The organism is Nocardia sp. NPDC049526 (assembly GCF_044465765.1).
Lineage (GTDB): Bacteria > Actinomycetota > Actinomycetes > Mycobacteriales > Mycobacteriaceae > Nocardia.
Window position 1 is genome coordinate 260027 of sequence record NZ_JBITMA010000003.1, and the last position, 11804, is coordinate 271830.

Annotated in this window: 9 protein-coding genes and 1 pseudogene; 7 read left to right on the forward strand and 3 right to left on the reverse strand. The window is 63.4% G+C overall.

What is annotated here, in order from left to right; all coding sequences use genetic code 11:
• Positions 1-127: 127 nt before the first annotated feature.
• The 5 genes and pseudogenes from ACIBW7_RS10705 to ACIBW7_RS10725 all read left to right on the forward strand — a co-directional run.
• A complete protein-coding gene (locus ACIBW7_RS10705) occupies positions 128-1393 on the forward strand; it encodes an SDR family oxidoreductase (RefSeq protein ID WP_397046050.1) in 1266 nt (421 codons plus the stop codon).
• 195 nt (positions 1394-1588) lie between these two features.
• Complete coding sequence (locus tag ACIBW7_RS10710; protein ID WP_397046051.1) at positions 1589-2338, forward strand: phosphatidylserine decarboxylase; 750 nt, start codon at positions 1589-1591, stop codon at positions 2336-2338.
• Positions 2335-3504, forward strand: a complete 1170-nt coding sequence (locus ACIBW7_RS10715; protein WP_397046052.1) for a hypothetical protein — start codon at positions 2335-2337, stop codon at positions 3502-3504. The genes ACIBW7_RS10710 and ACIBW7_RS10715 overlap by 4 nt, the downstream gene beginning before the upstream one ends.
• Positions 3504-5717, forward strand: coding sequence for an MMPL family transporter (locus ACIBW7_RS10720; RefSeq protein ID WP_397046053.1), 2214 nt, complete (start codon positions 3504-3506; stop codon positions 5715-5717). The genes ACIBW7_RS10715 and ACIBW7_RS10720 overlap by 1 nt, the downstream gene beginning before the upstream one ends.
• 290 nt (positions 5718-6007) lie before the next feature.
• Positions 6008-6136, forward strand: a pseudogene (locus tag ACIBW7_RS10725) (IS110 family transposase); the annotation flags it as partial.
• Between the two features lie 141 nt (positions 6137-6277).
• Here the strand turns inward: ACIBW7_RS10725 and ACIBW7_RS10730 are convergent.
• From ACIBW7_RS10730 to ACIBW7_RS10740, 3 genes are all read right to left on the reverse strand, one after another.
• On the reverse strand, positions 6278-7192 hold the full coding sequence (locus ACIBW7_RS10730; RefSeq protein ID WP_397046054.1) for a PDR/VanB family oxidoreductase: 915 nt from the start codon (positions 7190-7192) through the stop codon (positions 6278-6280).
• Between the two features lie 82 nt (positions 7193-7274).
• The gene (locus tag ACIBW7_RS10735) at positions 7275-8351 is read right to left on the reverse strand and encodes an MFS transporter (RefSeq protein ID WP_397046055.1); all 1077 of its coding nucleotides are present in this window, start codon (positions 8349-8351) and stop codon (positions 7275-7277) included.
• A gap of 210 nt (positions 8352-8561) precedes the next feature.
• Positions 8562-10001, reverse strand: coding sequence for a carotenoid oxygenase family protein (locus ACIBW7_RS10740; protein ID WP_397046056.1), 1440 nt, complete (start codon positions 9999-10001; stop codon positions 8562-8564).
• A 217-nt stretch (positions 10002-10218) separates the two neighbouring features.
• Here ACIBW7_RS10740 and ACIBW7_RS10745 point away from each other — a divergent pair, with 217 nt between their 5' ends.
• Positions 10219-11454, forward strand: a complete 1236-nt coding sequence (locus tag ACIBW7_RS10745) for an aromatic ring-hydroxylating dioxygenase subunit alpha (protein WP_397046057.1) — start codon at positions 10219-10221, stop codon at positions 11452-11454.
• Positions 11454-11789: a hypothetical protein gene (locus tag ACIBW7_RS10750; RefSeq protein ID WP_397046058.1), complete on the forward strand. Its 336-nt coding sequence runs from the start codon at positions 11454-11456 to the stop codon at positions 11787-11789. Before ACIBW7_RS10745 ends, ACIBW7_RS10750 begins: the two co-directional genes overlap by 1 nt.
• The last annotated feature ends 15 nt before the right edge of the window (positions 11790-11804 follow it).

An 11804-nucleotide genomic window follows, 5' to 3' on the forward strand; every position in this document is an offset into this window, starting at 1 on the left:
CAATCACCTGCAAGTCTCAGCAGGCGTTGAGACTTTGCTTGCTCACATCACTTCGAGGCCCGGGATTCCAAGCGTCCGACGGTCGGTAGGTCCGACCGTTCGGGCCCGCACTCATGAGCCTCACGCATTGCGACTACTGGAAGAAATGGTGCATATGGACGACAAGCCGGCTTTCGGGGATGAATTGTCGCGGCCGCGGTGGCCGTATTCGGACGCCTTGATTACCGCGGAGAGTCGAGGGTTGCGATTCGGCGGGAAGTATGCCGATGTCGTGGCGCTGAGTACCGGCGACCCTGCGGCGCTGCGGCCCTATATCGACGACGAGACGCGTCGCCGCGTCGCGGCGATGCCGTCGACGCGAAAGCCGAACGCCCTCGTATTCGGTGCCAACGGATTTGTGGGTGCTCACCTGGTCGGTCGGCTGAGCCGGGACCCTTCCATAGACGTCGTCCGGGCCGTCGTGCGACCGCAGGGCGACGAGTCCGCCTACGACCGGTTGCAGCGCACGCTGGCCCATTACGAGATCGACGTCGATATAGCCAAGCTCCGAATTGTGGAGGGGACGCCGACGCAACGGCGTTTCGGGCTGAGTAGTGCGCGGTATCGGGAACTGGCCGAGGAAATCGGCCAAGTATTCAACTGTGCGAGCTCGACCGACTATACCGACACTTACTTGGAGCTGCGCAACGACTGGTTCCTCGGTCTGCTCCGCATGCTGGAATTTTCTATTACCTCCTGCCGGAAACATGTCACCTATGTCGGCAGTATCGGTTCGCATCTTTATCAAAAGCCCGACGACTTTCGGCGCGATGACTCGTGGTGGTACTCCGGGTATGCGCAAATGAAGTGGGTGAACGCCACGTTGCTCGGGTGGCTCGCACGCTCGGATACCTACTCGATTACATTGTGCGAGGCGCCCTATATCCTCGGAAGCACCGATCGAGGCTTGGATCCCGGGCGGGTTTATACGTTCTGGCGGATCATCGAGCTGGCACTCGCGGTCGGTGCGATCTGGGACGGTCCCGGCATGAACTACATCCCCGTAGATGTGATGTGTGAAGTTCTCACTACCAATGCTCTTCAAGAACATCCGCAACCGCGACTGTTGCCGAGTAATCCGCATGGCTATGGTCACGACCTCTACGCGGAGTTGCTCGGGTTGGAATTGGTTACATGGGATCAATTTGTCGACCGTGTGAGTTCGCGCATTTCACCGAAGTTCGCCGACACCATGTTGTCCGATAATATCGACAAACTGATGCGGCTGGTACACAAGTCAGAAGTGATCTTCCCGCCCGGGTACGACACTTCATGGTGTGACAACCGGCGGCTGTTCAAGCTCTATTTCGAGAAAGCGCAACTGAAGACAGCAGCTCCTCTCGCGCTGGTATGACGTGGAATACGAAAACGAACCGGCATCCGTTCGGCTACGTGAGGTGCTCCGGGACGGCGAACTTGCCAACTTCACGCTCTCGCTCGGCTTCTACGGAGTATGCGCGCTGATCGGTCTGTTGCCGAGGGGCATTCGCGCACGACCGCTGGGTGCATTCGTCAGTTGGTCGGAGCGAGTGGACGAAAGTCGATATTGATGAGCCTACATTCCACACGGGCGATCGCTGCGTCGGTGGTCGCGCTGACCGGCGGATTGGGCGCCGCATTCGTCTATTGGCGCGTGCGGTTCTTCTTCCGCGATCCCGAGCGCACGCCCCCGGCCGATCCGAGGGCTGTCGTCGCCCCAGCCGATGGCGTGGTCACCTACGTCAAACCGATCCAGAGTGGTGCGATTCCGGACGCGGTCAAGAAGGGGCGCACGATCACCCTCACGGAGTTCGCCGGGCTGGGGACGGTATCGGAGGGCTATCTCATCGGGATCTATATGACCGAGTACTCGGTGCACCGAAACCGTGCGCCGATCGCCGGAACCATTTGCTTCCGCCAGCACCGCGCCGCCGCACCGTTCAATCGCTCGATGGCGCGAATGAGCGCCAACCTCATCGCTCGTCAGACCCCCTACGATGACGGCTGCGACTACCTGCTGACCAACGAACGCCTGACGATCGGCATCCGGCATGCCGGCGGAGCGATAGTCACGGTGACCCAGATAGCGGACCTATGGGTCAACCGGATAGTCGCCCGCGTGAAAACCGGAGACCACGTCACCCGCGGCCAGCAGTACGGGATGATCCGCTTCGGTTCCCAGTGCGACGTGTTCCTACCCGATGAACTGGTCGCAGATATCGACGTCCGTCCCGGGCAGTACGTCTTCGCCGGGAAAACCAGGCTGGGCACAGCACGAGTATCAGTCTGCGACGATCGAGTTCACGGGGAGGCGACATGATCACTGTCCACGCAGTGCTGACCCGCCCCGACTGGGACGAATTCCGTGCAATTTCCCGAGGAATCTATCGAGACGACCCGTTCCCGGCGCCCGACGATTCGATCGACATCGACCGCGTCTTGATCCGACCGCCGACATCGGTAGCGGCCACCAGACGGATCCAAGCGTTCGTGGCCCGGGCCCAGGGAATTCCGGTCGGGCGCATCGCGGCGATCCATGATCTGGGGTTTACCGAATACACCGAGGAGAGCATCGGATTCTTCGGATTTTACGAAGCCATCGATCACCAGGATGTCGCGGACGCATTGCTGGATGCCGCGTCCGCCTGGCTTGCCGACCAGAATTTGACCAGCATGTGCGGGCCGTTCAGCCCGTCGATGTTCTACAGCGCCGGTGTCGTTGTCGGCGCCGCGCCCGAGCGGCCGTTGGTGGGAATGCCGCACAACCCCGCCTACTACGGCGGACAGTTCGAAAAATGGGGGCTCGTCGGAGTCAAGGACTTCTACAGCTACCAGTTCGACGACCCCTACATCCTGTTCACCAACCCCGCCTTCGCACGTCACCGGCAGATGTATGAACGGGTGCGTGCCAGGTCCGACGTGACGTTTCGAACGATGAAATACCGAACGATCCGCCGTGACGCGAAGATCGTCGCCGCCTTGTACAACAAGGCGTTCGTCGACTTCTGGGGCTATTCACCGTTGTCCGCGGCGGAGTTGTTCGACCTGTTGAAACTCATGCTGCCCATCCTGGACCGCGAGCTTGTCCTGCTCGCGGAATTGGATGGAAAGCCCGTCGGATTCCTGATGGCGATACCCGACGCAAATCAGGCCGCAGCACACGCGGCGCGATTGCCCTTCCGATCGGCTCGGGATCTCGCCACGGTGTGGCACCTCAAGCGGCCTGGTCGGCACAAAATCGTCGACACCGTCCGCGTCGACATGCTTTTCGTCGACCCCGAATGCCCGGATCGGGCGGTAGCACCATTACTGATCATGGAATTGAGTCAACGGATGAAGGACAAGCGTTATCAGAATGTCGAGGCGGCACCGGTTCTCGACGACAGCGCATGGATGAAAGGCTCGTTCCTGACTCGCATCGACAAGGCGCCGCACCGGGTGTACCGCATCTATGGTCGTGACCTCGAACCGAATGTCGAGGACTGATGCTCGATACCATCACAGGAGACGACCGCGGCACAGGTTCGCCGCCTTTCGGCTACTACTGGGGCCGCCGCGTCGCCCGCTATCGCTGGTTCGTCGTCGGGGTATGGGCGCTCATTTCGATCGGTTCGGCGTTGTTGTATCCGGTGCTGCAGAACAGCTTGGTGGGTGTCGACTTCTCGGTCCCCGGAACGGAATCGAGTCGCTCCGACGAGCTCGTGACGCGGCATTTCCAATCATTCGGTTCCGAGCAACTGGTCCTTACTTTCACCTCCGCAGTGGTGACCGTCGACGGTGAATCGTTCCGCTCCGCGGTCGAATCCGTAGTGGCGGCGGTGCGTGCCGACGATCAGGTGGTGGGGGTCATCGCTCCTTATCAACCGCTGGGGTCACAGCTGATCTCCGCGGACAAGACCGCCGCGGTGGCGTTGGTCGGGATCAGCGGAGGGCCGCGTGAGCGAGTGGAGGTGTCCGAACGGCTCCAGCGCCTTCTCGCCGATCGGGTCACCGGCGAAGTGACGGTGGCGCTGACCGGCTATTCACCGATGACAGTGGATCTGACCACGGTGGAATCCGAGGATGCCACGCGTGCGGAGAGTATCGGCCTTCCGATCGCCCTGGCAGTGCTGATCCTCGCTCTCGGTGGGTTGGTCGCGGGTTTCGTGCCGCTGGTGGCCACCGGCCTCGGTCTGCTCGCGGCGTTCGGGTTGTTCGCGTTGATGTCGAACCTCATGAGTTTCGATGCCCTGGTCACCACGGTCTCATCGATGATCGGGCTCGGACTGGGGATCGATTATTCGCTGTTCGTGGTCAGCCGGTTCCGTGAGGAACTCCGCAAATTCGATGTCGAATCACGGCGGGAGCGGGTCGACCACGCGGTCGCAGTGGCAATGGGGACAGCCGGGCATACGATCGCGATCTCCGGTCTGGTGGTGATGATCGCGCTGGGTGCCCTGACCATCGTCGATGTCCCCGCCGTACGCAGCATTTCCCTTGTCGTGGCTGTGACGGTGGTGTGTGTGCTGCTCGTAGCCTGGACGCTACTGCCTGCGGTGCTGGCGATCCTCGGACCGCGGGTGAACTTCCTCGCGCTACCCGTACGATTCCAGCCCTCGGAGTCGACCACCGGACCAGCAGCTACGAGTTGGTGGTCGCGTTGGGCCAGCCATGTCACAGCTCGCGCGTGGCGATACACCGCGCTGGCGACATTGCTGCTGGTGCTGTGCGCGATCCCCCTCGGATCGATTCGCTACGGCGTGGATATCGGAGCGGGCGCGCTCGCCGAGCAGTCCAGCGGACGAGCCAACAAGATCCTGACCGAGAAGTTCGCCCCTGGCACCATCTCGCCGATCACTATCGTCCTGACCGGCCCCCACGATTCCCCTCTTACCGAAACACAATTGCTGCAAGCCGCGCATTTCGCGGATCAGGTGCGAAGCGACCCCCGGGTCGCCTACACCCAAACCCAACAAAAGGACGGCCGCCGACTGCTCGTCGTCATCGCCTCGGTTCCGATCGACTCGAATGCGGCAAATGAGCTGATCGGCTCGCTCAGAGACTCCGCCACCCAGCTGGCCGCCAATCAAGGACCTGAGGCGGCGGTGGGCGCAACGACGGCACTGGTTGTCGATGCATCAGCGGAAATATCGGCGAAAATGCCCTGGGTCATCGCCATGATCCTCGGCTTCTCGTTCGTCTATCTCGCGGTCGTGCTGCATAGCATCGTCATCCCCGCCAAGGCAGTACTGATGAACCTGCTGGTCACCGGCGCGGCGCTCGGACTGACGGTCGCGGTGTTCCAGTGGGGATGGGCCTCGGACCTGCTTGGCTTCCACAGCACCGGCTTCATCCAGGTGTACCTGCCCGTCACCGTCTTCGCGGTCGTGTTCGGGCTGTCGATGGACTACGAAGTATTTCTCATCGGCAGAATGCGCGAAGAGTTCCGGCGCACAAGCAACAACGACACCGCGATCGTCGACGGTATCGAGCACACCGCCCGCCCCATCACCGCTGCCGCCGCGATCATGATCGCGGTATTCGCCAGTTTCATCACCGCCGATGTCCTCGAACTCAAACAATTCGGCTTCGCTTTGGCCGTAGCCGTCTTCTTCGACGCGATCGTGGTTCGGATGATGCTGGTACCGGCCATGATGAAGCTGTTCGGGGCACGCAACTGGTGGCCTGGCACCCGCTCGGGCAAGGCAGCGGTGCCGTAAACGAACGTGTGGGCGCGAAGTCTTTGCTCAACTCCCGGGCGCGGTTTGCTGCCCCGGCGGCGAGTCCGGTCGTTCGATCAGGACGCTTTGTTCCGGGCGGTGTATCTCCAAGTGCGGCGTCGCAGTTTCTCGGCGAAAACGGGGTCGTCCCTGGTGATTCCGACCATGTCCTGTGGATGCCTCGCGTGTTCCGAGCACCATCGCACCAGTGCCTCGAATCCGTTGATTGATGCCACGAACGGGCGATGCTAGTGAGGCCCCCAGCCGGTGGCGAATTCGTCGAGCATGCCGTCCTGGGGCCGCGCGTCGCCCACCCGGCGGCGCTGGAGATCCTGTCGGGCTGCGCCGGACCCGAAGGGATCCGCGCTGCGGGCAGACGCCTGAGACGATCGCGTGCGCGAGCGATCCCTCGCGCACCCAGCGCGAGAGGGGAATCGATCACCGATCCGCAACAATATTGGTGCAAATATGTGCACGAGTACTTCTAGCGAGCTAACTCTCGCGAGGTCCAGGTGACCGCTTGCTCCGAGATCGACCGGCAGCGCCGCGTCGGGAACGGCCTACAGGTCGAGGGTGATGCGCGGGGTCTGTGACCGGGAGACGCAGATCATCATGGTCGCGCCGGTGGCTTGCTCCTGCGGGGTCAGGATGCTGTCGCGATGGTCGACATCGCCGGCGAGGACGCGGGTTTCGCAGGTGCCGCATATGCCCTCGGTGCAGTAGTACGGGACGTCCACGCCCGCGGCCAGCAGAGCAGACAGGATCGACTCGTCCGCCGCAATGGGCAAGATCCGGCGCGAGCGCGCGAGTTCGACCTCGAAGGCGGCGTTGACGGAGTCGGATGCCACGCGTGCCGTGAAGCGCTCTGTGCGCAGGGACGCCGCGGGAACGATGGACTCGATTGCCTCGAGCAGTGCGGCGGGGCCACAGGCATAGACGAGCTCGCCCGGGCGCAGATCCGCGAGGTAACCGTGCAGATCGAGGAGGCCCTCGTGGAGGAAGATGCGACCGGAACCGTGACGGGACGTCAGCTCCTCGGTGAAGGCCATTGTGCTGTGCGAGCGCCCGCCGTAGAGCAGCGTCCACGGTGCTGGGCAGGCGTAGTCGAGCATGGGGAGAATGGGGGTTATGCCGATGCCGCCTGCTATGAAACGGTAGGCGGGCGCGACTTCGAGGGGAAAGTGATTCCGCGGACCGCGGCCCCGTACCCGTGCTCCGGGTAGGAGAGTCGTGTGAACGAACTCGGATCCGCCGCGGCCGTTCGGTTCGCGCAGAACGGCGATGCGCCAGGAGTGCGAGTCGCCGCCGCACAGGGAGTACTGGCGCTCGAGACCAGGTGCCAGCTCGATGTCGATGTGGGCACCGGGTTCCCAGCCAGGCAACGGATGGCCCCCGGCGGCACGCAGGACCAGGGATACGACGTCGGCGGCCTCTTGGCGGCGATCAGCGACAACGAGGTCGATCATGTCGGTCATGGGCGGATCCTTTGTGGGTGTCCGTGGCGGGGCGCCGGAGCGCTGACGGGATCGCGGAAAGTTGGGGTCGTGGATTTCGTCGTCACCTGTCGGAGCGGGGGCGGATATCGTGTGGCACCGGTGTGGTGTGGTCGACCCTGTGGGCTGTCGGTCGGGGAAGGGCCTCGAACACGTCTGGTGTGACGCTGAGGGTCAGCGACCTGCTGTAGCTGTCTGCGATCCACGCACCGAACAACGTCATGACGCCTGTGATGTCCTTGCTGACGGCGCCGAGGACCACGACGACGAAGAGCGTGATGAAGGTAGGTGGGTTGATCAGGACGAATGCCGCGGTCGCCCGAACGGTCCGCGCGAGCGAGCCAGGCGTTTCGTGACGGTGGATCGCGGTACCCGCTACAACGAAGAGTGTGATGACCACCCCGGTGTCCAGCACCGTGCCGAAGCCCAGGTAGGCGGGGCCGAATTCCCGGAAGCTCGACCAGGCGATCACGGTCGCTCCGATAAGGCCGATACTGGTCCAGACGACGACGCGACTGGTCGACGTGGCGCGGCTTCGTCCATCAAGAGCGACGATGGATATGTCGGCGCCGTGGGGCAGGAACCACACGGCCAGGGCGAAGGCGATGCTCCCCACGCCTGCCCCGATAACTGTCATAGCACGCCAAGCGCCGTCGACCGCGAGTTCGCCCATGATGGGTGGGGTAACGATGCCTACCACCGGCATTCCGAACAGCGCGATTCCGAACGCCCATTTGTTTTTGGCGGCGGCGTCCTTGGCGAATCCCAGTATCAAGACAATGGCGGCACCCATGCCGATTCCGGCGAGCATTCTGAGAAACCCCAGCTGCCAGGGGGCGGTGGCCAGCGCGCATGCCCCCGACGAGAGTGTCGACCACAGGACCGCGGCGAGTGTGGCCCGGCGACGCCCGAGACGCCGCGCCAGCGGCACGGCGGTGGTGGCGCCTGCCAGCATTCCGAGGAATACCGTGCTCCCGATCAACCCGGCATCGCGCGGGGACAAATGCCACCCGGGCTCGGTGAGCAGGGCCTGGAGAAAGCTTGGGAACACGATGATCTGGAAACTCTGTGCGGCCACCAGAATCACTCCGAGCAGAGCCAGGCTGCGGCTTATCGGGTGTGGGACAGTGCCAGACGACACGACGGGGGCCTCCAGACGAAGTGCAGGAAACGTCGGACCGGCACCGGGTCGCAGTGCAGAGGTTCCTGCGCTCGGACGAGCCCGGCCGAATTCCGATAAAGCTGCAGGGCAGGGGCTGAGTCACGCGATCCTGCAGACGAGTTGCTGAACAGCCCGGACACGGGCCGCCAGGGCGTGTGACCCTGGCGGCTCGTGGCTGCGCCGGGTGGCTCAGGCGCCGAGTATGGCGGCGTCGAGTTCTGCGGCGGTGGTCCAGGTGCCGTGGAATCCCATGGGAACCCGATGGTTGAGCTTGATCCGGGCGATCGGGGCGGCGGTGAAGTCCCGCGCGTCCTGGACGATGACTTCGCTGCGGTCGGCGGCGGGATCCCACCAGATCGAAAGCAGCCAGCCGTCGTCTTCGGTCGTGGCACCGGGACGGGGCACGAATTGGGGTTCGCTGGGGGAGGTCAGTGAACCATCGAGGGTTTGGATCGCGGTCTCGCCGGTGTGGTAGTCGTGTTTGGCCAGGCCATCGGTGAACCAGTCGCCGGCGCCCCGGGTGGTGGCGTAGTAGCCGTACCGGTGTGACAGGCCGGTGCGTTGTTCGTTGATCTGGGGGAATTCGCCGAGGATGTCGGTGGCCTGGCTGTCCTTCATCGTCCCGGTCGCGAGGTCGAGTTCCCAGCGCCAGGGCGTGGCGACCAATTGCTTGAACCACCAGTTCCAGTCCCCGCCCGGCGGTCCTGACTCGATTTCTTGCTTGGTGGGGCCGAAGCGGTCGGTGCGGAGTCCGTCGACGACGATCGTGGTGCCGTCTTGGTAGGCGTTGAGGAAGTGGGTTGGGGCGTAAGCGTCGGGGGCTTCGAACCAGCGCACCGCACCGGTTTTGCGGTGCAGGACAGCCCAGCGGCAGGTGTCCAATGTCTCGGGTTCCCAGACCGTCGAGGGCAGGCCCTGGAAGACATTCTCCATTCGGACCATCGATGGGTTGGCCAGGAAGATCGCGTAGTCGGTGGTGACAGCGTAGTCATGGACGAAGGTCGGGACACCGAGGTCGACCTGGTGGCGGTCGAGGACTTTGCCCTGTTTGTCGGCCCGGTACCAGGTGACGGTGCCGGCCATGGTGACGAAGAACAGCATGTCGCCGTTGGCGGGATCGATCTTGTAGTGGGCCGTCATGGGTCCGACGACCTCGCCACCGAAGTCGTAGCACTGGCTGGTCGTGGCCAAAGTGTCCGGTCGCAGCTCGTGTGGGGGGGCGGCTTCGCACAGGACCAGCAGGCGGTTGTCGTAGACGGCGACGTGGGTGTTGGCGGGGTTTTTCGGGAATACTCCCTCGGGCAGCGGGGTGTCGCTGCCGTGCATGAAGCTGCCGAAGATCGCCTTGCCCTGCTGGCGCTCGAGCTGTAGTCCGGCGGTTGCCACGTACCGGTTGCGGTAGCTCGCCCTGCCCTCGCGCAGGAAAACAGCGTGGACCATGCCGTCACCGTCGAACCAGTGATACCGGCTCGGATCACTGGGGCGGTACGCCTGGCTGGTGCCGACCCGGTAGAGGGCACCGCTCAGCTCGGGTGGCAGCTCCCCCTCGATTTCCAGGTCGAACGCTTCACCTTCCTCGTGCCAAGGCGTGTACGGCCCGTTGAGAAACAAGTTCGTGGGGTCCCACATGGACACCCTCCTCACTGCTTGCTGTCCTGAAATTCAGGACTTATATTTGTTATTCGGGACTCTATGGCGACGATATAGTCACATCTCAAAGAGGTCAACTATCCCTGTCGCGGGCCGTCGGTCGCGAAACCTCTCGTCCGCGCGCTATTGCCAGGCGCTCGGTTTGGGATTAGTGTCCCTAATGACAGGACATTCATCCTGATATTTGGAGAACCATATGTCTGAAGCTGTTGTCCGTTCTGTATCCCCTCCCAACGGCGAGAGCCCGGCAGCCCCGCTGAATCCGTTCGCCGGCCTGCAGGACGTCGTGTCTGTCAGGGACAAGTTGACGCAGGAGTATCACGACGCAGTCCTCGAGAAGGTCTTCCGTCCGTCGTGGTTCCTCGTCGGAAACGTCAACGACGTGCCGGAGTCGGGTAGCTACTTTGTCCTGGACGTGCCCACGTTCAATACCTCGGTCCTGGTACAGCGAGGCCGAGACGGGGAGGTACGCGCGTTCCACAACGTGTGTCGCCATCGCGGCAAGAAAGTGATCGCCACGGCCTGCGGTTTCGCCGAAGGGGCGTCGCCCGCGCACACCTGCTGGTTCCACGGCTGGTCGTACACCAGCGAGGGAACTCTGCGCTCGGTGCCCGACGAGGAGCAGTTCCGCTCCGTCGACAAGTCCCGCCTCGGGCTGGTACCGATCCGCGTCGAGGTCCGGTCCGGATTGATCTATGCCCACTTCGGTGACAACCCCGAGCCGCTGGCCGAATGGCTGGGGGAAGTCGCCGAGGGCTTCGACGGCTACTACAGCGAGATGGAGAAGATCAGCTGCTTCTCCATCGACGTCCGGGCCAACTGGAACATCGCCATGGACTCCTTCTCAGAGGGTTACCACACCGTCTTCCTACATCGGCGAACCCAGCCGAAGCTGGCAGGCAAGAGCAATCCGATGCGGCACAAGCCCGTGATCGACATGTACAGCCGCCACATCCGCACCAGTAATCCGGCCAACCCCGACTACGTCAGCCCACCCGTCGAGGGTGCGCTGTACGGCCTCGGGCGCAAGCTCGCACCGGCGGTCGAGACCGACTTCTCCATGCTGCCGCCGGGGGTGAACCGCACCCACCACAGTCCGTGGTTCTTCGACATCGTGTGGCAATTCCCCAATGTGGCCATCCTCAACGGCTCGCACTGGTACACCGTCGTCACCGTCTGGCCGATCGACCCCAGCCACACCCGCATCATCTTCGACGGCTACGCCCGAAAGGCCCGGCACGCCGGCGATCGCCTGGCCCAGGCGTACACGCGGGCCCTGAATTACACGGTCTCCAGGGAGGACCTGGCCGCCATGGAGGACGTGCAGCGCGGCCTCGAGTCGGGTGCCATCGACGATGTCTATCTCTCTATGCAGGAGTTCGCGCTGCAGCACCGCTACGGACTCGTCAACGAGCTGATCGGAGATCGGTAATGGAACTCCCCGCTGAATTCGCCGACTTGGAGCCCTTGCTGGGCCGGTGGCGCCTGCGCAACTCACCGGAGCGGATGGCGGCGATGGCCGCCGCCGACATGGCGGAGCTGAGCGAGCTGTGCGACGTCGTGCTCCCTCGCATCGAGGCAATCGTGCGCCATCTGAACGCCTTCCCCCTCGACGACATGCCGCCGCAGGAGCAGGCCCTCTACGAGCTGGCCATGACCTTCGCCGAGGTCAGCCACCCGGTCGACCTCGGCTGGGCCACGCCAGAGGTCAGTGACCTGTTCCCGGGCGACCGGATGAATCTGATCGGTCCCTCCAGTGCGTGGTGAGCACGCGAACCACCC